This is a genomic window from Paludibaculum fermentans, assembly GCF_051172195.1.
Lineage (GTDB): Bacteria > Acidobacteriota > Terriglobia > Bryobacterales > Bryobacteraceae > Paludibaculum > Paludibaculum fermentans_A.
In genome coordinates, this window is record NZ_JBPJAQ010000002.1 from 563,317 (window position 1) to 586,654 (window position 23,338).

Annotated in this window: 11 protein-coding genes; 4 read left to right on the forward strand and 7 right to left on the reverse strand. The window is 63.6% G+C overall.

Features of this window, described 5'->3' with window-relative positions; translation table 11 throughout:
* Positions 1 to 57 precede the first annotated feature (57 nt).
* The 3 genes from ACR9Y2_RS28870 to ACR9Y2_RS28880 all read right to left on the reverse strand — a co-directional run bounded on the left by ACR9Y2_RS28870 (position 58) and on the right by ACR9Y2_RS28880 (position 5,524).
* Positions 58 to 1,149 (reverse strand): hypothetical protein, encoded by a 1,092-nt coding sequence (locus ACR9Y2_RS28870; RefSeq protein ID WP_435045342.1) that lies wholly within the window; start codon positions 1,147 to 1,149, stop codon positions 58 to 60.
* A 45-nt stretch (positions 1,150 to 1,194) separates the two neighbouring features.
* Positions 1,195 to 2,082 (reverse strand): cation diffusion facilitator family transporter, encoded by an 888-nt coding sequence (locus tag ACR9Y2_RS28875; RefSeq protein WP_435045343.1) that lies wholly within the window; start codon positions 2,080 to 2,082, stop codon positions 1,195 to 1,197.
* Positions 2,083 to 2,233: 151 nt separating this feature from the next.
* The gene (locus ACR9Y2_RS28880) at positions 2,234 to 5,524 is read right to left on the reverse strand and encodes a carboxypeptidase regulatory-like domain-containing protein (protein WP_435045344.1); all 3,291 of its coding nucleotides are present in this window, start codon (positions 5,522 to 5,524) and stop codon (positions 2,234 to 2,236) included.
* 210 nt (positions 5,525 to 5,734) lie between these two features.
* Here ACR9Y2_RS28880 and ACR9Y2_RS28885 point away from each other — a divergent pair, with 210 nt between their 5' ends.
* Together ACR9Y2_RS28885 and glgP are read left to right on the forward strand one after the other, a co-directional pair.
* Positions 5,735 to 6,958: a hypothetical protein gene (locus ACR9Y2_RS28885; RefSeq protein ID WP_435045345.1), complete on the forward strand. Its 1,224-nt coding sequence runs from the start codon at positions 5,735 to 5,737 to the stop codon at positions 6,956 to 6,958.
* A gap of 91 nt (positions 6,959 to 7,049) precedes the next feature.
* On the forward strand, positions 7,050 to 9,605 hold the full coding sequence (glgP, locus tag ACR9Y2_RS28890; RefSeq protein WP_435045346.1) for an alpha-glucan family phosphorylase: 2,556 nt from the start codon (positions 7,050 to 7,052) through the stop codon (positions 9,603 to 9,605).
* Positions 9,606 to 9,618: 13 nt separating this feature from the next.
* On the opposite strand, the gene ACR9Y2_RS28895 is transcribed toward glgP, so the two are convergent.
* Positions 9,619 to 11,109: a type VI secretion system contractile sheath domain-containing protein gene (locus ACR9Y2_RS28895; RefSeq protein WP_435045347.1), complete on the reverse strand. Its 1,491-nt coding sequence runs from the start codon at positions 11,107 to 11,109 to the stop codon at positions 9,619 to 9,621.
* Positions 11,110 to 11,198: 89 nt separating this feature from the next.
* Complete coding sequence (locus ACR9Y2_RS28900) at positions 11,199 to 13,538, reverse strand: hypothetical protein (RefSeq protein ID WP_435045348.1); 2,340 nt, start codon at positions 13,536 to 13,538, stop codon at positions 11,199 to 11,201.
* A gap of 141 nt (positions 13,539 to 13,679) precedes the next feature.
* Between ACR9Y2_RS28900 and ACR9Y2_RS28905 the strand changes: the two genes are divergently transcribed.
* Both ACR9Y2_RS28905 and ACR9Y2_RS28910 read left to right on the forward strand, forming a co-directional pair.
* Positions 13,680 to 15,251, forward strand: coding sequence for a carboxylesterase/lipase family protein (locus ACR9Y2_RS28905; protein WP_435045349.1), 1,572 nt, complete (start codon positions 13,680 to 13,682; stop codon positions 15,249 to 15,251).
* A gap of 287 nt (positions 15,252 to 15,538) precedes the next feature.
* Positions 15,539 to 18,967 (forward strand): carboxypeptidase regulatory-like domain-containing protein, encoded by a 3,429-nt coding sequence (locus ACR9Y2_RS28910; RefSeq protein WP_435045350.1) that lies wholly within the window; start codon positions 15,539 to 15,541, stop codon positions 18,965 to 18,967.
* 69 nt (positions 18,968 to 19,036) lie between these two features.
* Here the strand turns inward: ACR9Y2_RS28910 and ACR9Y2_RS28915 are convergent, their stop codons facing one another.
* Positions 19,037 to 21,688, reverse strand: coding sequence for a hypothetical protein (locus ACR9Y2_RS28915; protein WP_435045351.1), 2,652 nt, complete (start codon positions 21,686 to 21,688; stop codon positions 19,037 to 19,039).
* A gap of 127 nt (positions 21,689 to 21,815) precedes the next feature.
* Positions 21,816 to 23,255 carry a hypothetical protein gene (locus ACR9Y2_RS28920; RefSeq protein ID WP_435045352.1) on the reverse strand — a complete coding sequence of 480 codons (1,440 nt, stop codon included), beginning with the start codon at positions 23,253 to 23,255 and terminating at the stop codon, positions 21,816 to 21,818.
* Between the last annotated feature and the right edge of the window lie 83 nt (positions 23,256 to 23,338).

Genomic DNA, 23,338 nt, shown 5'->3' on the forward strand with positions numbered 1-23,338 from the left:
GAGGCCTCGGATAATGACCGGATTGTTCATTATCCGAGGATTTCAAGCGCCGCGCAATTAGCCTTTCTGCAGGTGTTGGTACAGGTGGTGGACGAACGCCAGATTGTCGCTTTGCACGTAATGCATGGCGCCGCCCATGCGCGAAAAGCTCTTGCAGAACCTCAGGTAATAGGCCGGATTCGTCTTGGGCGGCTCGCCCTGGGTCCAGTCCCAGCCGCCGCCGTCCTGCAGGTCGACTACATAAATAGTAAGACCGCTGACGGTGGGGCGGCCGGCCTGCAACCGCAGGTTGTTCACGCAGCTCAGGGTCTTCTCAAATACCTGGGGGGCCATGATGGCCGAGCCGATGGAGAGCACCACGCCGTTGTCCAGCGATTCGGCGGAGTCGCCGAACAGGCGGAAATCCAAACCTGCCGCGCGGCCGATGACCGCCCCGTCGAACATCGGGTGATTGGAGATGATGTCGTAGCCGATGCCCGGATGCACCGTGGCCGGCACTTCGTGGCGGAAGGCCTGCGCCAGGATGGACGCCTGTTTCCACTTGTGCTCGACCGTGATGCGGCCGCTGGGCAAACCGTGCTGCCGCATCAGGCGCAACAGGTCGGCCCGTGCGCCCGTTAGAGGATGGCCCGGTTCCCTGGCAATGGCCGTTTCCAGTTCCGCTAAGGTTGGCAGGCTTACCCCGTCTTCCCAAATGAACCGGCCCAGCGAAACACCGTAGCCTTCGCCGCGCAGCGCTCCAGCCAGCAGGGCGAGATGGATGTTGCGGCCCGTCTCGTCCCAGGCTCCGAAGGTGCCGGTGGCTACATTCTCTTCCACGCTCTCGGTGGAGCGGCCCAGCCAGGAGTACTCCCAGTCGTGGATGGTGCCGGCCCCGTTCGTGCAGACATGGGTCAGCCAACCGGAAGCCATCATCTTCTCGAGGATCAGGGCCGAACCGTTCCGCAAGAGGTGTGCGCCGTACATCAGCGCGACCGCCGCGCCGCGAACGCGGGCCGCCTGGATGGTGCGGGCGCATTCCAGCGTGGCCTGGTCAACTTCGGGGGTGCAGGCTTTCGGCTCGGAGTCTGGCGGAACCAGGATCTTCTCAACTTGCGTGAGGCTTTTCCGGTCGGCGAGCGGGTAGACCTTCAAGGTCTCCCAATTCATACTGGCAGGCTTCAATACACGGGTCCTTTCTGACCCTTCAGTATCTCAGGCCAGGGGGCAGCCGTGGCACAAAGGCGGTTCTGAGGCTTCCACCTGAAGTGTTGTATGGGCGATGCCGAAGCGGTTGCGCAGGCTATCGTGGACCACGCCGAGAAACCGGTTGTCCAGCCGTTCGTGGTTCACCACGAGGTGGGCCGTGAGGGCGGACTCGGTGGTGCTGAGGCTCCAGACGTGCAGGTCGTGCGCACCCGTCACACCGGGCATGGCCAGCAGGGCGGCCCGCACCTGTGGCAGGTCGATGTTGGCTGGGACTCCGTCGGCGACCATGCGCCACGATTCCACGCACACCGGCCAACTGCTGCGCAGGGTCATCGCTACGATGACGAGAGCCAGGGCTCCGTCGATCCAGCGCCAGCCCGTGAGGGCGCTGATGCCGGCGCCGGCCAGGACGGCCAGTGACACGCCCGCATCCGTCGCCATATGAAGGTAGGCGGCACGTGTATTCAGGTCATGCTCCGAACCCTTCTGGAGGCTCCAGGCGGTCCAGCCGTTGACCAGCAGCGCCGCCGCTGCTGTCGCCATCACGACGCCGTACTTCATGGGGTTCTGATCGTTCCAGTGGGTCACCGCCTCCCAGGCAATGAAGCCCAGCGTGCCCAGCAGGACGACGGCATTGACGAAGGCGCAAATGGCAGTCAGGCGGCGATGGCCATAGGTGCGCTCTGACGTCGCCGGCCGCCGCGCCGCGACACGGGCGCCCCAGGCCAGAAGAAGCGAGAGCGTGTCGCTGAGGTTGTGGGTGGCATCGGCCAGCAAGGCGGCCGAACCGGTCCAGGCGCCAATCGCAAACTCACCGGCGACCAGGAGTCCGTTCCACACGCTGCCCCAGGCGAAGGCCGAATCCGAATGATGATGGTGGCCGCTGCAGGACATCCCATGCTCCTCTCTTCTCTCTCGCGCATACCCTATACCCCTATGCTGCGCTTGCCGGAGTGGGAAGTCAAGGAATACCCCAGGGGGCTATATGAAGAAAGGGCGGCGCACCCGGTCAGGTGAGCCGCCCAGGCGGGTCTGGTGGAATTGGCTAGAAATTAAAGCGAAGACCGAACTGCATGGTGCGAGGATCGGTTGCGCTGGTGATCTGGCCAAAGTTGGAGGCGCCGTAAGTGGTGCCGACACCCCACCAGGACATGTGGTTGGGCGCGTCGTAGAACTCGGCGCGGAACTGCAGGCTGGTGCTCTCGTTGAAACGGAAGAACTTCTGCAGCGACGCGTCCCAGTTGTTGACGCCGGGTCCGATGATGACATTGCGGCCGAGGTTGCCGAAGGTTCCGGCAGCCGGAAGCGTGAAGGCGGAGGTGTTGAACCACTGCAGGCGCTGGCCGCCGCCCTGGTTCCAATCGCCGATGACCTGGGGCCGCTGGCTGGTCTGGCCAATGCCGGCCTGGTCGGGATTGATGCTGAGGTTGAGCGGGGTTCCCGACTGCAGCGTGGTGACGCCGGAAACCTGCCAACCGCCCAGCGCCTTCTTGTACCATTCAGCGCCGGTTCTCCAGAAGGGCAGGGGATAGATGTAGCTGAACACAAAGACGTGCGCGCGGTGGTAGGTGGCCAGTCCGCGTTCCGCCTTGAAGTTGTAGCTGTCCATCGGCTGCTCATTGTAGGCACTGGCATCGGTGATGGCCCGCGACCAGGTGTAGGCGAGGTTCAACAGGCCGCCACCCCTCATCTGGCGTTTCACTGACGTCTGCATCGAGTTGTAGATGAAGTTGGAGCCGGTGACATACATGTTGATGTTGGCGTAGCCGGGGTAGGGCCGCAGGGCGTTGGTGTTGACGCCCGGGTTCTTCTGCAGCGTGCCGGCGGCCAACTGGTTGTAGTTGAGAGTGCGGGCGAGATTGGCCGCGCTGGAGCCGACATACGCGACGTCCAGGGTGGTGAGCGAATCAATTTTATGCTGGACGCCGAAGCTCCAGTTCATGATCCGCGGCACTTTCATGTCCGGGAAGTGCGAATTGGAGATGGCGGCCGGATAGCTGAGGCGGCTGCCTCCGGTAGGATTCTCGATGTTGGCATCGTAGATGTCCGACTGCGAGATAAACGGAGGGTTGTTGATGGCGCTGAACAGGAAGTTGCCTTCCACGCGCTCGTAGAATACGCCGTATCCGCCGCGCACGACGGTTTTCTGTTTGCCGGTCAGATCAAGGGCGAAGCCGAGGCGGGGTCCCCAAGTCGCGCCATACTTATTCGCTGTCTCTCTGGGGATGCCGCGGAACAGGGCAGTCACCGCTGGGTCACTGGTCTGGGCAATGCGCTGTTTGGCGGTTTCAGGGAACTCAGTGCCGCCCAGCACAAGGCCGTTGTAGGGATCGTAGCTGCCGGCCATGATCTGCCCATTGGCCGGGTTGATCTTCGGAGCCTTGCTGAGGTTGTAGTACTGCGGCAGCCACATGACGCAATTCTGCAGTGCGCAGTATTGCGGCTGCATGTACTGATAGCGGAAGCCCATATTGATGGTCAGCCGCGAGTTGACCTTCCAGTCGTCCTGCACATAGGGCTCGATCTGGGTGAAGCGGTACCAGCCCTCGCGGTTCGTGTTGGCTTCGGTGTACTGCGAGAAATTGCCCAACAGGGCGTCACCCATGGCGTTCCCGGTGGAATTCGAGTGGCCGGTGGCATAGGTGACGGTGCCGTTCACGGCGGGCCAGTTGTCCTGGTTCTTTCGGCTGCGCATGATCAGGATGCCGGCCTTCAGGTTATGGTTGCCCAGGTACTTCGAGAAGTCGTCCTTGAAGTTGAACAGCCGGTTGAAGTTGTTCCAGTTCACGTTGGAGGCGTTGAGGGCGTTGTAGCCGGCAATGCTGACGGTGGGAATTGTGTTGTTGGTGCCATACACCATGGGCAGGGTGATGCCCTGGCCGGCCCGTGTGTAGTCGTTCAGGAACACCGGGTTGGCGGCGAAGTCGCCCTGCAGGATGACGTTGCCGCTGAACGAGGCCTGGAACGTATTCACCGTGGTGGCATTGGCGATGTGGGTCCACTGGGCCTTCGTGTTGGTGCCCGGGATCTTGCGCGTATAGGTCACCAGCGACGTCAGGTTGTTCAGGTTGGTGTAGTAGTCGTGCAGGAAGTGGACCGAGATCTGGTTCTTGTTGCTGAGGATGTAGTCACCCTTGATGAAGTACTGCGTGGCATCGTTGGGGGCGGTGGTGGGGAAGACGAAGTTTCCACCGGAACCGGTGAAGTTTGGCGCCGGGAAGTTCTGCATCAGCCGCGACATGTTCTTGCTGATGCGGGTGCTGGGGATGATGCCATTGGGGAACACCGCGCCAGTGTTGGGATCCTTGGGCCAACTGGACGAGGCCGTGGCGGAGAAGTCGCCGTTTCTGAGCGCTTGCGTGGGCACGACCCACGTGTTGATCGCACCCTGGCGCAGCCGCTTGAATTCCATGCCGCCGAAGGCGAACAACTTGCTCTTGTCGCTGTTGAACTTGCCCGGGATGTAGACGGGGCCGCCCAGGTTCCAGCCGAAGTTGTTGAAGCGCAGCTTCTGCTTGGTGATGGCGTTGAAGGCGCGGGCGTCGAAAGCGTCGTTGCGGACGAACTCATACAGGCCGCCATGGAAGTCCTTGGTGCCGCTCTTCATGGCGAGGTTGATGATGGCTCCGGCGTTCTGGCCGTATTCGGCACTGTAGTTGGTGGTCAGCACCTTGAACTCGGCGATGGCGTCCGGGTTGATGTTGACGAAGTTGTTGCCGCCGCCGCCGTTGTCCTTGTTGTCGACACCGTCGATATTCCAGGAGAACGTGTCGGTGCGGGAACCGTTGGCCGACTGGGCGCTCATGTTGGAGCCGTAGCCGCCGAAGAGGTCCATGGCGGAACGGTTGGTGGTGGAGACGCCGGGGATCAGTGATAAAAGCTGGGTAAAATTCCGGCCGTTCAACTGCAGGTTGGTTGCTTGCTGTCCCGTAATGAGACGGCCGACCTCGCCGGAACTGGTTTCCACCTGGGCTGAGTCGGCGCTCACGGTGACGGAGTCGGTAACTGAACCTACTTCCAATGTTGTTTCCACATTGGGCTTGGCGTTTACCGCCACAACTACGTTCTTTTGAGTGGTTCTTTTAAAGCCCGAGGCTTCGACCGTCACCTCGTAGAGGCCGATGGGAATGCTGGGGACGACCCAGTTGCCGGATTCATTCACGGTCGCGTTGCGGATCTGTCCGGTGTCGATGTGCAGGACGGATACTTTGGCCGTAGTGACCACGGCGCCCGAGGCGTCGTGCACCGTACCGGAAAGCTGTTGGGTTGTGGATTGCGCCCAGAGGGCAATGGCGGACATTGCCAGGGTGGTCAAGAATTGGACCGATCGCTTCATTGTGCTCCCTTCCAACGTGGATGAACGAGAGGCTGAACCTCTATAGCTGGTCCATTTTTGGTTGGAAAGAGCAATCTGAACAGGCTCACGACAGTCCTATACGGTCGAGGGCGAGGCCGGCTATTTATTTTCAATATGTTACGAGGGAGTTAACGATTTTACGCATCTTACGTACTCGACGCCCCGCAATGGAGCATACAATGAAGCTCGATGCGTGAAACGTTGGCGGAAAAGTCTCGACGCATCGCCCTTGACCCGGTTCCCGAGGAACAGATCCGGGCGCAGCTCGAGCGCGTGTTGGCCAGCCCGCCGTTTCGAAACAGCCGGCGCTGCCAGCTCCTTCTGCGCTACGCGGTAGAGAAAGCCTGCGAGGGCCACCTCGACGAATTGAAGGAGCGCGTGGTGGGCAGCGCGGTCTTTGGGCGGGAGGCCAGCTACGACACCAACCAGGATGCCGTGGTCCGAAATGCTGCAGCCGAGGTACGCAAGAAACTGGCCCAATATTACCTGGAGCCGGGCCACGCCAGCGAGCCGCGCATCGATCTGCCGCCCGGATCGTACCTGCCCGAATTCCACATCCTGACGCCCGAACCCAAAATCGAAACCGTACAGGAGCCGGGGATCGCCCGCTGGCCCCTCGCGGCGCTGTGCATCCTGGTGGGCGCCGGTCTGTTCGGCGCCGGCATATACGTCGGCCATCCGAAGGCGGCGCCGGTTACCGTACTCGACAGGTTCTGGCAGCCGCTGATCGAAGCCAAAGGCGAAGTGCAGTTCTGCATCGGCCAAACGAAGACCCATTCCTTTGTGGGGCACTTGCCGGCGACGCCGACAGGAGCCGTGGATCCGAAGGCCACCGTCCCGGTTTCAAAACTGGTCCCCAACCTGGAGCGCTTCGTCTGGATGGGCGACGCCGTGGCGCTGTCCAAGGTGAGCGGATTCCTGAACACCCGCGGCAAAGAAGCACGCTACCGCTGGGCCACCTCCACGCCCTACTCTGAGCTGCGCGGCAAGAGCGCGGTGATGATTGGGCTATTCAATAACGACTGGACCATTCGCCTGACCGAGGGGCTGCGTTTTTCCCTGGTGCGCGACGAGGGCGAGGGGTGGCGCGGGGTGAAGGATCATACCTCGGCCGCTCCGTTCAGTTGGCGGGTGTTCCGCAAAGGCGGCGCGTGGAGCGACGAAACGGACTACGCCATGGTGACGCGCGTTTTCGACCCCAACACGGAGCAGTTTGTGGTCGCGGCCGGCGGCATCACGCATCTGGGCACAATGATGACTGGCGATTTCCTCACCAATCCCGCCTACCTTAGTGAGGCCCTGCGGGGAGCCCCGCCAGACTGGGCTCGGCGGAATGTGCAGATCGTGCTGGAGACCCACGTCGTCGGGGGTACACCGGGTCCGCCGAAAGTCCTCGCCATCCACTTCTGGTAGGGGCGGCCGCCAAACCTACACCTGTCTGAGGCTTGTGCCCGGCCGGTGAAACTGATAAGTCATGGCGTGGACGATCCTGGAGGATCGGCAAATGCCTCGCGTTTATAGCTTTCACGTTTCACCCAGGCTGCCGGAACGGCTCAAGTGCCTGAACGAACTTTCCCTGAATCTGCGCTGGTCGTGGCACCACCCCACCATCGAACTCTTTCGCAGCATTGATCCCGACCTATGGGAAGAGACGGGCCACAATCCCCGTTGGATGCTGGGCCGCGTGGATCAACGGCGGCTGACTGAGCTCGAAGGCGACGAGGCGTTTCTCGCCCAGATGGACCGGGCAGCCGAAGACCTGGAGGACTACCTGGGCAGCGTCGGCCATTTCGCCCTGGACCATCCGCAGGATCTCTCGCTGGTGGTGGCCTACTTCTCGGCTGAGTTTGGGCTGTCGGAGTGCATTCCCAACTATGCGGGCGGCCTGGGCATCCTGGCGGGTGACCATCTAAAATCGGCCAGCGACCTGGGCCTGCCCCTGGTGGGCGTTGGACTGCTCTACCAGGGCGGCTATTTCCATCAATACCTGAATGCCGATGGCTGGCAGCAGGAGACCTATCCAATCAATGATTTCCATACCCTGCCCATCTCGCCTGTGATGGACGCGAACGGCGGTCCGCTGTTCATCTCGGTCGATTTTCCGGGCCGCCCGGTGTTTGCCAGGATCTGGAAGATCCAGGTGGGACGGATCCCGCTGTATCTGCTGGACACGAACGTGAAGCAGAACCGGCCGGAGGACTGCAAGGTCACCGGTGCGCTGTATGGGGGCGACCGCGAACTGCGCATGCAGCAGGAGATCGTGCTGGGTATTGGGGGCATGCGGGCGCTGAAGGCGTTGGGCATTCAGCCGACGGTCTGCCATATGAACGAGGGGCATTCGGCATTCCTCGGGCTGGAACGGTCGAGGATGACCATGGCGGAGTATGGCCTGCCCTACTATCAGGCGCGGCAGCTCTCAGCGTCAGGCAGTGTGTTCACCACACACACGCCGGTGCCGGCCGGCTTCGACCGCTTTGACACATGGCTGATGGAGAAGTACTTCCGGCAGTATGCGGACACCCTGGGACTGACCTTTGACCGGCTGCTGGACTATGGGCGGCAGGACCAGTCGCGCCAGGATGAGCCTTTCAATATGGCGTTTCTCGCGGCGCGCCACAGCGCCTATTGCAACGGGGTCAGCCGGTTGCATGGTGAAGTGACGCGCAAGATGGCGAATGCGATGTGGCCGGGCTATTCGCTGCACGAAGTGCCCATCGGCTATGTGACGAACGGCATCCACACACGGTCGTGGATCTCGATGGAGATGAGCGCGCTGCTGACGCGATACCTGGGCCCCCGTTGGGCCGAGGAGCCTCCTGGCAAGGCAATCTGGGAACGGATTGTGCGCATCCCCGATGGTGAACTGTGGCGCGTGCACCAGATCCGGCGTGAGCGCCTGATCCACTATGCGCGGGCCCGGCTGTCCAGCCAGTTGCGGCGCCGCGGTGCGACCGATTCCGAGGTGGCGAACTGCGCCGGCGTGCTGGGGCAGGGTGTCCTGACGATCGGCTTTGCGCGCCGCTTCGCCACATACAAACGGGCGGCGCTGCTGCTGCGGGATCCGGCGCGTCTGAAGCGGATCCTCAACAACGCAGAGCGTCCGGTGCAGATCCTGATCGCCGGCAAAGCCCATCCACACGACAACGAGGGGAAGGAACTGATCCGGCGGATCATCCACTTCGCGCGCGATCCTGAGGTGCGGCGGAGCATCGTGTTCCTGGAAGACTACGACATCTCCGTGGCCCGCTACCTGGTGCAGGGTGTCGACGTGTGGCTGAATACGCCGCAGCGGCCGAACGAAGCCAGCGGCACCAGCGGCATGAAGCTGCTGGCCAATGGCGGCCTGAATCTTTCCATCCTCGACGGGTGGTGGGATGAGGCATACACGCCGGAAGTTGGCTGGGCCATCGGGCATGGGGAGAATTACACCGACGCCGACGCCCAGGACCAGATCGAGTCCGAGGCGCTCTACAATCTGCTGGAAAACGAAGTGGTGCCGCTGTTCTATCAGAGAGACGCGGCCGATGTTCCGCGCGGCTGGGTGAGTCGGATGAAATCGTCGATGTGCCGGCTGTCACCGGTCTTCTGCACCAATCGCATGGTGGCGGAGTATGCCGAGAGGTTCTATTTGCCGGCGCACCGGCGGCATCAGCGCCTGGCGGCCGATGGCGCGGCGCGCGTGAAGCCGCTGGTGGAGTGGCGCCGGCGGGTGCTGGAGTTCGGGCGGCAGGTGCGCATTGTCAACGTGGATTCGAGCGTCCTGCAGGAGACGCAGGTGGGTTCCGAGGTGAAGGTGACCGTGCGCGTGCAACTGGCCGCGCTGGCATCGCAGGACGTGCGGGTGCAGATATACTGCGGCGCGGTGGATGCCGATGGGAACATTGCGAAGGGCCGGGCGGTGGAGATGGAACACCAGGGCCAGGTAGGAGGGGACCACCTCTACACGGGCCGCTTCGAATGCAACGACAGCGGATCGAGCGGTTTTTCGGTTCGGGTCATCCCTTACCACGAGGACGCGATCGTCCCCTACGAGATGCCATGGGTGCAGTGGGCGGAGTGATCCGCCCACACCCTTAAGACCAGCGGCCGGACAGCGGGGCGGCCGGATGCGCGATGGATTGGAAGCGGACCAGCCGCACCTCGTCGCTGCCCTTGAGCGAGGCCAGCGGCATGAGGCCCAGATCCACGATGATGCCCGCTCCGCGCTCGGCCATCAGGACCTCGGCGCAGGGCTGCGCGACACGTTCGCCGTCGCGGGTGCGGACGTCCACTGGGAGTCCGCCCAGATTGGCGAAGCGGCCGGGACGCATGCTCCAGCGGTCTTCCGCGAACGCCTCGGCCATCAGCGCGGCGCAAACGAAGGCCGCATTGCCCCACAGGTACTCCTCGTGATCGAGGTCGGCGCCGAGTTCCTCAAAGGGGAACAACTCGCACTCGTCGGATTTCTTGCCGTAAGGCATGCGGAGCAGGAACCGGGGCAGGATCAGGCCGAGGGAAGGCGCGATTTCCGAACGGCGCAGGGCGTCCCAGTTTTCGTTCTTCAGGGGTTCCCAGTCGCTGTAGTCGGGGACTGCAGCCATCGAGGGGCAGCCGAGAAAGGCAGGGGCAGCGGCGGAGATCCAGGGTGCGTCCAAAGCTCCGGCGATGGTCCCCAACTGCATCAGCAGGCGCAGGTCGTCATTCTCATAACCGAAGGTGTAGTTGCCGATGATGACGCCCCACGGGTCGCCGCCGGCGATTCCGGTGGAGGACTCAGCCAGGGCGCGGAACGTGCCGGATGCGGGCAGGCCATCCAGATCGGCCAGGTCTTCGGCGAGTTCCTCTTTTGAGATGTCGAGAATGTAGATCTGGAGATCGGTGCCGGTTTCGACGCGGCGCACGAGGAAGAAGAGCGAGCGCCAGGCGGCTTCGAGGGACTGCAGGGCGGAGCTATGCAGGAGCGCGCGCATCTGCACGCTGCTTGCCTGGTCGATCAGCGCGCGGCGCTCGGTGACACTGGCGTCTTCGGGTGCGACGACGTGCGGGGCAACCTGCGCGTCGAGCCAGCGCGAGAAGGCGTCCTTTGACTTGGTGCCGCGACCGCCCATGCGGGTTTCCGTGGCTTCGACGGCCTGGTCGAGCAGGTTGCTGAAATCAAACTTGGGAGCCGGACCGGCGGGCGCGGCCGGTGGAGGAGGAGGCGGGGGAGCAGCCTTCGCTTCCGTCACCATCTTCTCGGGGTTCTTGCGGGCCTCACGCAGGCCGCGGAAGAACTCCGTGGATTCGTAGATACGGTCCGGGTGAAAGTCGTCGAGTTCCGTAAAGCGCAGAGTCCCGGCGGCGGGCAGGTCGATGCGCGGATTGAGGCGGGCGAGCACCTCGTCGAAGTTGTCGCGATCGACCAGGATGGGCCGTCTCGCGGCGAGCTTGCGCCCGGTTTCGCTGACTCCGCGATTGGCCCGGCCGCTGAAGTCACCCAGCACCAGGATGCGGAACGGAGTGCCGGGATCCGGGGTCGCGGCGGCCCTTTCCCGGCCGGCGGAGACGTCCAGATTCACTCCGCCCAGACTATAAGTTTTATCCATCAAGCCCTCGATTCTTACGCAAGGATAGCGCCAAAGTCACGGCAAGGCGAGAGGCCCGCCCCAGGTTCACGCAATATTCTTTCGAGGGGTCAGTTGCGCTTCAACAGCCAGACCTCGGCCAGCCTCGAATGTTGGCGCCAATTCAGATGGCTCTCGTCCGTGGGGATGATCCAGGTGAGCACCAGCCGGCCGTCTTTCAGAGACTCCGGCGAGACGGGGAACTCCTTGAACTCGCCCATCTGCCTGCCGTCGATCGCAGGAGTGGCGCGAAGGCCGTCGATGCTCAGCAGGCTCTGGCCGTAGCCTCCAGTGCGCACGACGTAGGTGCCCTTGGGATCCAATCCTTCATAGACCATGCGAGCCGGCCACATCGTGGTTTGCCAGGACAGGCGAGCCCGGCTCTTGCCGCTGTCCCACCACCAGAAGGTCGGCTCGGGCGCGCGGAACGATTCGGGCTCCTGCTCGGCGTCCCCGTCAACGTGCGGTGATTTCGCTTCATTGCCAATGTCGTCGTAGAAACTGCCCGGGCCCGGGTCATCCCAGGCCGCCAGGGCGTGCAGGCGGGCCAGTCGCTCCGGCTCCGACGCCATCGCTGACACCTTCTTGAATTCATCTTCCAGCCACCAGCGGTTGTTGAGGGGCGCATCGACGAAATCGAGCACGGCGCCGCGTTCGGCTCCGCTGGCATGGTACTTCTCCACGCTGGTCTGGAGTCCGATGGATTGGAAGAGCTTCTCGCACAATTCCACGATGCGGAATTTTAGGTCCGCGCTGACTGGTTCCGAGACGGCGCGGTTGAGAATCGCCCGCGACTGGCTGATCGCCTCAGCGGAGCCGCCCGGCCTGGCGGCTGCCAGGATCCGGTTCACCTCGGTTTCCAGGCCCGCTTCGTACAACAGGCGGCGGCGCACATAGGGGTCGTAGACAGCACGCAGCAGGCACATCTGCCAGCGCCAGTTGGTTTCGAGTTGCGGCGCCTTGGCTTCGAGGCCACGCCAGGTGAGCAGCGTGCCCTCGACCGCGCCGTTGTCAGCCAGCGGGCCCTGCCAGTTGCGCTCCAGCGCCAGGATCGCGTCGGCGATTCCCCAGGCAAGGCCCGAGGAGAAGTGCAGGCTGGCGTACTCGCGCAGGATGCCGCGGACCGGCTGGTGGGGGTCCCAGGCCAGGGCGCTCCACAGAACCTTGTTCACGTCGTCGTGCACCCCGTCGGAGTAAGAGACGAAGCCGTCGCTGGCCGCGGCGTAACGGTTGTGAATGGCGGCATACTCGGCGGGACGCGGATTGACGGCTTCCCGGCCCAGGGTCAAAGCGTAGGCCTGATCCCAATGCGGCACCTGGTACTGGCAGATCTTGTTGTGCGTGAGGTCGGGGTAGAGACGCAGGCCATATTGCCGCGGCAGGCGTTGACGAGTGCGGGCGATGGGCGGGCTGGAGGGGCCGGCGACCAGACCGCCCAGCCACGCCGGCTGCTTCTGTTCGATGTAGCGGTAGACCCACTCCTCTTTCTCTTTGTCGAAGCCCTGCAGTGAGAGCCACACCTTGGCCTTGGGGTGTACCGGCGCCATGCGTTTGGCGATGTCCTCGAGGAACGGTAGGACCAGTTCGGGCGGATTCGAGCCGGGGTCGCCGCCAGGGACGAAGACACCGGTCAGGACGCGGCTGTCGGCAAACATCTCGTCGAATTTGGCCAGCAGCGCCTCCCGCTTGACCGCATCCTTCAGGTCGATATCGGCCGGTGTCCACACCCAGTAGTCCAAGCCGTACTTGCGGCAGATTTCGGTCATGGCGCGATTCATCTCTTTGCGCGGGACCTTCATCAGCGGATTGTGCCGGTCGTCCTGGAAGGGGATGTTCTCGATGCTGTTCACGCCGAACAGCGTGAGGTCGCGGATGTACTGGTCGAACTGCTGGATGGTCCAGGCGTCCCAGCTGTTGGCCGTGTTCCGGTAGCCGAGCTGATGGCCGCGGATGGGCGAGGTAGGCGACGTGGAGATCGCCATCGATTCCAGGCTCAGTCGCCCCTGGCTCCAGTCCGCCTTGCGCAGAAATGCGCCCACTCCATACAGCAGGCTACGGGCGTCGGCTCCCACAACCCACAGCGCCGGCTGCGGGCCGGTGGTGTCGGTGATCAACTGATAGCCTTCGGCGCGCAGCGGGGGCAAGCCCGCGGTCAAGGCAGCGGGCGCCTGGTTGCTGAGGATGATCGCCGGGCGGCCCTGCGTGCGGTCCGCGGCGAGGGCCAGCTTCAGGTTTGTGCGGCGGGCCACTTCTTCCTGGAGCACCGTGGCCGCGACTGGGCCAGCGGCGGAGCGAGTCACGATCTCTGCCCGGCTGAGGTCCACCGCCACCGCCGGGGCGCAGATTCCAGGCACGGCCGCGCCGATCAATAACGCCGCTAACGGCCAGGATTTCGGGAATGAGAGCTTCATCACAGTTCACCATCATCGCAACTTCCTTTCACCGATCGTGGGCACTAGAACAAACCGTGCGGATTGGCGGTGATAGCATCATTCCGGGTCTATGCCCGCGGCCAGCCCGGCCGGCCGGCGGCCCGGATACGAGTCATTTATATGCGTTCTTCCTTCCATCTGCTCGCCTCACTTCCAGCACTCCTCACGGCGTTCGCCTTCGCCGCGCCCGCTGGTGCGCCCATCACCGGCACGGCTGCCGGAAAAGTCCGCGGAGCCGCCCTGCCCGCGCCCGGCGGCGCCGTGTTCAAGGGCATCCCCTTTGCCCAGCCACCCGTGGGCGGCCTGCGTTGGAAACCGCCCGTTGCGGCGCAACCCTGGACCGGGGTCCGCGATGCCGTGGAATATGGCGCTCCCTGCGCGCAGGTTTCCGCCGAGTGGAACGCGAAGACCGCCGCCGTGGGCAGCGAGGACTGCCTGACCTTGAACGTCTGGACTCCGCAGTGGCCGGCGCGCGGGTCGAAACCGGTGATGGTCTGGATCCATGGAGGCGCGAACATGGGCGGCTCAGCACGCGGAGCCGGCGGCATCGAGCCGGCGTTCGATGGCGCGAAGCTGGCGAGCCAGGGGGTCGTGGTCGTCACCGTCCAATATCGCCTGGGCATCTTCGGCTTCTTCGCGCATCCTGAGTTGACCGCGGAATCGGCCCACCACGCGTCAGGCAACTACGGCCTGATGGACCTGGCCGCCGCGCTGCAATGGGTCAAGGCAAACATCGCGCACTTTGGCGGCGATCCGAAAAATGTCACGATCTTCGGCCAGTCCGCCGGAGCCATGGACGTCGGCTACCTCATGGCCTCGCCGCTGGGCAAGGGCCTGTTCCACCGCGCCATCGCCCAGAGCGGCACGGTGATCATTGGCGGACATCCCACGGCTAGCCTGGCGCAGGCGGAAGAGACCGGCCGCCAGTTGGCCGCGAAGATGAATGCTCCGGCCGCGGGTGGGCTTGCTTACATGCGCAAACTCTCCACGGCCGAAGTGCTGAAGGCTTCTCCTCCTTACGGCGGCGGCGGTCCGCTGCGTCCGGCGCCCGACGTGGATGGCTACTTCCTGACGCGCCCCCCGGCTGAGGTTTTCGCCTCCGGCGCCCAGGCCGCCGTACCGTTGATGATCGGCAACAACGGTCGCGAATGGAACTTCACGGGTCAGCCCGAGGCCCTCAAAAAGGGCATTGCCGCCGCCTTCGGGCCGCTGGCGCCACAGGCACTGAAGCTGTACGGCCTCGATGGCGGGGCCGTCGCGGAGAGTTATCCGCCCTACGGCAATGCAGGATCGCAGTTCTCCACCGACACTTCGTTCCGCTGCCCGTCCGTGTTGATTGCCGGCCAGCACAACAAGCTGGCCCCGACCTATCAGTATGAGTTCACCGTGGGGCCGGTGGAGAAGGGCACGCCGCACTCCGGCGAACTGCAGTATGTCTTCGGCGTCCGAGGCGTCCAGGAATCGGCGGATCCCGATGCGCTTCAGACTCAGTGCGTGCAGGGCTACTGGGTCAACTTCGCGAAGGCCGGCGATCCGAACGGTTCGGGCCTGCCGAAGTGGCCGAAGTACGATGCGGCGAAGCGGGCTTATCTGGAACTGAGCAACGAAGGGCCCGTGGTCAAGACGGATCTGCGCGGGAAGGTGTGCGCCTTGTTCGGCGAGGCAAAGCTCCAGACTGCGGGCCGTCCCTAGTCCTCCGGTTCCGGCTCACGATGAAGTGGCAGGTGCGAGAAGCCCTCCGGGTATCTTTCGGTAGGTACGCGCCGCGCCTCCCCAGTCATGCCCAGAGCCTGGACTCTGCTTCATGTCGGGCTAACTGTTGACTGGACACAGAAAACGATAACTGGGCAGCAAATGCCGCCTTCCGGCCCTGCCTTTGTGAAGGGTCGTGATTATTATTGACAGCTTCACCGGGAAGTGATAACCCTCAATCACCCAGAAATTTCAGGTGTGAATATATATTCACGAGGGAGTTTGCCATGTTGCGACGCATCACCCTGCTGGCCCTGATGGCCGGCCTTCTATCGGCCCAAGAGTACAGGGGCACCTTGTCCGGCCGCGTGACAGACGCGACAGGCTCCGCCGTACCCAACGCTCAAGTCCTCCTCACCAAAACAGACACCAACAGCCGCGCGCAGGTGGTCACAGGACCGGACGGGTTGTTCACCGCTCCGTTCCTCGCCCCAGGGCCTTACACCCTGGCGCTGGAAGTGGTCGGCTTCAAGAAGTTCGTCCGCACCGGTGTGGTGCTGGGCACGAACGAGAAGATCGACATCGACATTCATCTCGAAGTAGGCAATGTGTCGGAGTCGGTCACAGTGAACGAAGAAGCGCCGCTCCTGAATGCTGTGTCTTCCTCCTCGGGCCAGGTGATCAGCACCCGAGAGGTGGAGAACCTGCCAATGAACGGCAACACGCCGCTGGCGCTGGCCCGTAACGCCCTGGGCGTGATTCCGAAGCAGAAGCACCTGCTCAACCAGGTGAAGCCATATGACACCGGCAGCGCCGTCGATATCGCCATGGGCGGCGCCAACGCAGGTTCGAATGAGTACCTGCTGGACGGCGTACCGAACATGAGCAGCGCGGCCCGCGCGGGCGCATTCAGCCCCACGATGGACGCCGTCAGCGAAGTGAAAGTGGATCTGTTCCAGTCCGACGCGGCTTACGGCGACACCCTGGGTGGAACCGTGAACATCACCACGAAGAACGGCACCAACCAGTTCCATGGCACGGCCTTCCTGTTCAACCAGACCTCCGCTCTCGCCGCCAACCAGTTCTTCCTCAACGCGGCCAGCCAGAAGCAGCCCATCACCCGGTCGAATCAGTATGGCGGAACCATCGGCGGGCCGGTACGGATTCCGAAAGTCTTCAACGGTCAGGACAAGGTCTTCTTCTTCCTGGCCTATGAGGGCTTCAAGGACTCGCTGCCGGGTATCTCGACCACCACCGTACCCACGGCGGCCGAGCGCACCGGAGACTTCTCCGCCCTGCTCGCGCTGGGCAATGGCTACCAGATCTACGACCCTTCCACGGCCGTGCTGGCCAACGGCAAAATCACCCGCTCGCCCTTTGCAGGCAACCTGATTCCCGCCTCGCGCATGGATTCCATTGCCAAGGCGTACATGCAGTACTACCCGCAGGCCAACCAGCCCGGCAAGGCGACAGGCGAGAACAACTTCGTCGTTTCGAACCCCAGCATCAACAACTTCAAATCCTGGGTAGGCCGCACCGACCTGAATCTCGGCGCCCGCAACAAGCTGTTCTTCAACATGCACATGAGCTCGTATACCAATGCGACGGCGAACATCTTCCAGAACCTCGCGACGGGCCAATTCAGCGGCCAGGACATCTGGGGCGGAGTCCTCGACGACGTCCACACGTTCACGCCGACTCTCGTGTTGAACTCCCGCCTGGGCTTCACCCGCAGCTACTCCAACAGCTTCATCAACAGCGCCGGCTTCGATCCGACGACCCTCGGCTTCCCTGCCTACATGAAAGCCAATTCGCAGAAGCTGGCCATGCCGCGCGTCGCGTTCTCCGACGCTTTCGCCGGCCTCAGCACCACGCCCGGCAACGTCACCCCGTTCAATTCAGTCCAATGGTTCAACTCGGTGACCAAGATCTTCAGCCGGCATACCTTCAAGGCCGGCGCGGATCTGCGCCGCTATGACGCCAACAGCCTGAATCCGGGCTACTCCAGCGGCACGTTCACGTTCGGTACGAACTACATCACCGGCGGCACCGGCGCCGCGGCTCCGGCCTTCGGCGGCTCCATGGCGTCCTTCCTGCTCGGCCTGCCCACCGGCGGCCAGTATGACGTCAACACCGCCTACGCCTACCGCAGCTACCTGTACGGCTTCTTCCTGCAGGACGACTGGCGCATCAAGTCGAACCTGACGATCAACTTCGGCCTGCGCATGGAGCACGAGACGCCCATCGTCGAGCGCTACAACCGCATCGTGAATGGCTTCGATCCGACGGCGGTCAATTCAGTGGCCAAGGCCGCCTCGGCCGCTTACGCGCTGAAGCCCGTCAGCCAGTTGCCCGTGAGTTCCTTCTCGGCGCTGGGTGGCATCACCTTTGCGGATTCCAATCGCCGCTCCGGCTATTCGCTGCCCGCCATCTTCCCCAGCCCGCGCTTCGGCATCAGCTGGATGCCCGGCGTGCTGAAGAACAAGACAGTCCTGCGCGGCGGCTTCGGCGTGTTCAACAACAGCATCGGCGCCTACCTGACCGGCCCCACCACCGGCTTCAGCCAGACCTCCACCCTGGTGCCGACCAACGACAGCTACGTTACGCCGTACTCCACGTTCTCAAATCCCTATCCCACCGGCATCCAGCAACCGGTCGGGTCAGCTAACGGGATCAACTCCAATCTCGGCAACAGCATCAGCTACTACACCTCGAACATCACGAATCCTTACAGCGTCCGCTGGAACTTCGACATCCAGCACCAACTCGCCAAGGACACCATGTTGCAGGTGGGCTACATCGGCAACAAACAGGTGCACGGCACGCTCAGCAATGACGTGGCCCTGACGGCCGTCCTGCCGTTCCTCAGCCGTTCGCCGGTGCGCGACCAGGCGACCATCAACACACTGGCCACCGTGGTGCCCAATCCGTTCGCCGGCCTCCTGCCGGGCACCAACCTGAATGGCTCCACCGTACCGCTCTCCACTTTGCTGCGCGCCTATCCGCAATACAGCGGCGCCGTCCAGAGCAACTCGAATCCGGGCTGGGGCACCTTCAACGAATTGGTCGTGATGGTCCAGAAGCGCTTCTCCCGGGGGCTTCAGGCGACCGTCAACTACCAGCACTCGCGGCAGCTTTCCAGCTGGCAGCCCAACGCCGGCGACTACAAGCTCTCCTACGGGCCCACCTCCGGCGACTACCCCGATCACTTCGTCTTCACGGGCAGCTATGACCTGCCGGTCGGTCATGGCAAACGGTTCCTGGGCAACTCGGGCCGCATGCTCGACCTCGCGGTCGGCGGCTGGATTCTCACCAGCATCTACACCTGGGAGAGCGGCGGAGCCCTCAGCTGGGGCGACGTCATCTACTACGGCGGCGACCTGAATATGCAGCCCCGCAACCTCACCCAGGCGTTCGACGTCACCAAATTTGAGCGCGCAGCCGGCAGCCAGTACGGCAACCACTACCGCACCTTCCCGCAGATGTTCAACAACCTGCGCAACGACGTCGCCAATAACCTCGACCTCTCCATGCTGAAGAACTTCAGCATCACTGAGCGGGTCGGCGGTCAGTTCCGCTTCGAGGCCTTCAATGCCCTCAACCGTACGCAGTTCGCGGCGCCCAACGTCTCCCCGACGTCCGCCGCGTTCGGCACCATCACCGGCCAGGCAAACACCTCGCGCCAGATCCAGCTGGGTCTGAAGCTGAAGTTCTAGCAGTCAGTTCTAACTAGCGAACCTCACGGGCGCGGCTTCGATCCCCGGATCGCTGCCGCGCCCGATTTGTTATTCGAACAGCCAGTCCAGGTCGGGCCGCTGATTGGTGGCGGCGCCAGCCAGAAACACCATGCGCGGCTCGGGCCGCACGGTTCTCGGAATGAAGCCGAGCACGACGTAAGCCCCGCGGCCGAAGTCCAGATCATTGCGCCCGGCGGTCAGCGCATGCGAGTAAACCGTCATCGCGGGATGCCCTTCCGCCGCAACGCCATTCCACAACACCGGCTCCCATTCGTCCTTCGGAGGAGCCGCGGCCGCGTTCCGGCTGGAACTCTTGAAGAAACCCACCAGCACCTGCGCCGGTTCGCTCAGCTCAAATTCCAGGTGGACGCCCTTCTGCACCGCCTCCTCCCGCGCGATGCGGATGCCCGTCAGGCCTTTCAGCTCACCCGCCATCGCGCTCACCTTCGTGTCTTTGTCTTTGTACAGGCGCGTGCCTGGCTCCACCTGGAAGATCTCGCCCGCACCCGCTGTCAGCTTCACGCTGAGTCCCGCAAAGGCCGCGCGCTGCTGCTCGCCGTTGCCCGATGCGAAGGACTGGCCTTGTGCCAGCCTGCGCCGGAAAGTCGCGAGTTCCTGCTCGTAGATGGGCAGGCAGTCGCGCCAGTGCGTGAAGCGGCCGGGTGCGCCAAGAAAGGGGATCCGCCGCGACGCGCTATGCACGCTGCACGCCTCACGGTAAGTCGTCTCGGTTAGCTCCACGAGCTTCCTGTATTGCGCCAGGCTCTCTTCCAGCGGCGCCAGCGCCTTCTGGACGTCGGCCCAGTCGTGGCTGTGGCCGTAGCGCAGAATCAGGGCCGCGGCTCGCGTCTTGGCCTCGTAGTAGCTCATCATCGTGTAGATGCAGCGCAGGTCGTTGACCAGACGCTCGTACTCTTCCTGGTTGCGCCGCACGTCGGGCCGCGCCGCCTCAGCGGCTGCCAGCGCACGCCGCGCCGATTCCTTCACTTCCGCCGCCACTCCGGGCGGTGTCTCGCCTTCATGTGGCTGGTGGTTCCATTCGCGCTCCACCCATTCCGGCAGGCGTTCCCCGGGCGGCGCATCGCCGGTCCACAGCAGCGTCAACGCGTTGTAGCGTTCCGGGTTGATGATCTGCGTCATCAGCATGCCCAGCGAAAACGCCTGCCGGTTGCCCTCCGTAATGCCGATGCGCGTCAGCAGTTTCGGCGCACAGATACCCGCCAGCTGGTACGCATCCAACAGTTGGCCCGCGGCCTTGCTGGAGCCGTACTTCTCGTTCAGCCGGCCGATCCAATACTCGCGCTCGGCCGCCGCATCGCGCTGCGGATTCCAGGCATAGCGCGCCCAGGCTTCATACCAGATCCAGTCGCGGTCGATCTGCTTGAGCGGCACCGCCGTGCGGTCCGCCGTCACCGGCCAGTCCCAGTAGCGCAGGGGGTACAGGTGCAGGCCGCGTATGCCGATGCGTTCCTGCGACTGCATCGCCTGCCGGATGAACTCCGGCGAGCCCCAGCGGAACGGTTCCAGGTTGGCCAGGATGTGGACATTCGCGATGTGTGTTGAGCCGAGGTTGGCCAGCGACTGGTGCAGCCGCAGCACCTCGCCGCGCACATCCGTCCATGTCAGCGACTCCCCATTCCACTTGTGCATTGTGAAGATGTTCTTGTAGAGGGGCAGGGCCTGCTTCATGGCCTCTTCGATCTGCGTCGCATGGGCGCGCACAATGATCGGTGGTTCCTGAGTGATACCCAGCGCCTTCATGCCGTCCTGCACTCCGGGGATGATCGTCTTGCTCAGCCATTCCGGCCCGAAACGCGGAGCCAGCGCCTCGCCCAGGGTCATCATCAACCCGACGTTGGGATAGGTGCGGATGAACTCCGCCACGCAGTAGCGCGTGTACTCGCTAACGAACGGCGTCGGCGCCGACAGATGGAACGAAAGCCCGCGCGCCTTGGCCAGCGCATGCGAGATGTGGATGTTGTAGAACAGCTGGATCACCCAGATACCGCGGCGGTCCGCCTCCGCCGTCAGCCAGCGGAACATCTCCATATTTGTTTCCAGTTGCTGGTCGGTGAGCTCCTGTGCGTCAGGGTACTTCGGCAGCTTTAGCAACGAAGTGAAGGGATGGCCGTTCCACAGGTACAGCGTGTTCATCCGGTTCTTCACCAGGAAATCCAGGTACTCGGTCCAATGCTGCCGGTCGTAGAAGAAAGGGAACTCCTCGGGCGTATAGCGGTAGTCGTAGATCGCGCCGTCGTAGGTGATCTCGGTCTTCTGCATGCCGATGCTGGGGCCGCGCAGCACAAACTTCGGCTGGTCCGATTCATCCAGCTGAGCCGGTAGCTTGCCCGTGGCCGCAATCCTCTGGGCCAGCTCCAGGCAGCCGTACATCACACCGGACGCGTCACTGCCCGCAATCAGCCACGTGTCACCGTGACGCTGCAACCGGAACGCTTCGCGCGTCCCTTTCTCAAACGGCTTCACCCCAGGCAGCGACTGGAAGAGACCGGAGTCGAACGTGCCGGCCAGGATCCGTGCTTTGCCGGGCGCAGACACCTTCGCCGCCGCGTCACGCAGCCTCTGGATGCCGAATGCCTCACGGGGGGATGGCTTCGCTGGACCGTCGACTCGAACAGCGGACAGGCAGGGCAGGGCCAGGGACAGCAGGCAGGCCAGGTGGCGTAGCGGCGGGGTTTTCATGTCGGGACCTCTCGGCTGGGCCGCAACATGGCAGTATCGCGGCAACCACCTGAATTCTACTGAACTCAGGCCCGCAATGGCCCAACTTTAACGTTGCAGGTCTCGATTCTTCACCTCACGACGCCCGCTACCGCAGCGCTTCCAGCGGACGCAGGTCGACCACCGGTGATGGGTACACATCCGACCCCAGCACCGCGTCATTGGGCCGCCCCGCGGTCCGCCCGGCCTGCACGTCGTAGAAGTAATAGTTGCTACCGGCCTTGGCCTCATACTGGTTGCCTTGCCCGTCGGTCAGCCGGACGCGTCCGCCCAGGACGTCGTTCACCGCCTCGCGCCGCTCGTCCGAGGCCGCCATGCGATCCCAGAACGCCTTCTGCTGCAGCTCCGCCGAAGCGTGCATCTGGTTCAATGTATTGCGAACGTCCTGCGCCGCGGCCTGCCGGTTCGCGGCAATCCACTGATAGTTGTACTCGCAGTTGCCTTCCATATAGCCGCCGATGCGCGCCAGTTGGCCTCCGCTGCCCGCCGGACCCATGTAGCCCTTGATCTCCGTCTCGAAGTTGCCGCCCAGCAGGTCAGGACTCTGGCTCCACAACATGCGTGTCATGCCCAGCAGCCGCCCTTCCACCGGCCGCCCATTCCTGCTGGCGCGGAACCCGACCTCGCCGAACAAGTGCTGGAAGCCGTGCACGCCCATGCGCTGCGGCACCTGGTCCGCTTGCGAACTCAGGTCGTTCCGGTCCTGGCGCTGCAAGATCTCCAGGTTGCTGAGCTGCAGTTCCGAGACCCACACCTGCCGCAAATACCACTCCGCCATCTGCAGCCCGCTCTGGTGCGCTCCGGCCCGCCAACCCGCTCCCAGTTGCGCCGGCGGCATGCCCTGGCGGCCCGGCACCAGCACCTTGTCCAGGCGCACATCGTTGAACTGCACCAGCGATGCGCCATCCGGGCTCCACACCCGGATCCCGCCGCGCACGTCCGTGTTCGAGATTCGCTGGATGCCGCCCTGGACCTGCCAGCCCTCGGGAATCGGGATCACAAATGCACCTTCATTCGCTTCCCGCCACTTCGTCATGCGCGGCAGGGCAGCCGGAACCGCGCCAGCCGCCCCGCCGCCATACTTGAAACTCCTGAGGATCGACGTCATCAGCGGCTGCTCCCGCGCGAACTCAGCGGTCGGAGCCGCAATCCCATAGATCATGCCCGTCCGCGCACTGGTCTCCGCGCACAGCACCGCTCCGCGACTCTGCCGCTCGTGAAAGAGAAAGCGCGCGACAGCGCTGCGGTTGCCCGGCTCGATGGTCAGGTCCGTCACACCGGGGAAAGCCGGCCACCCGCCCGACAGGTTCACTTTCAGCGACGTGACGCAGTCCTTCGTCCGGCCCAGGATCGGCAGGACCAGCACGAATTTTGAGGGCGAAGGTCCAACGATGTTCACCACCCCGCCGTCGTACTTGCGCACCTGCCAGCCGTCCGGCAGATTGACGCTGAAGCCGCTGTCGTCCCGATATTCCCTGGCCATGCCCGTCAACACAAATAACACCGCCATTGCATAGGTTTTGATCATCCGCCCCTCTACCCGAATTAGCGCTGCTGCTGCGCAAACTGACTCACTGTGGCGAGATTCCTCCTGCCTGTGCGCACTCATCC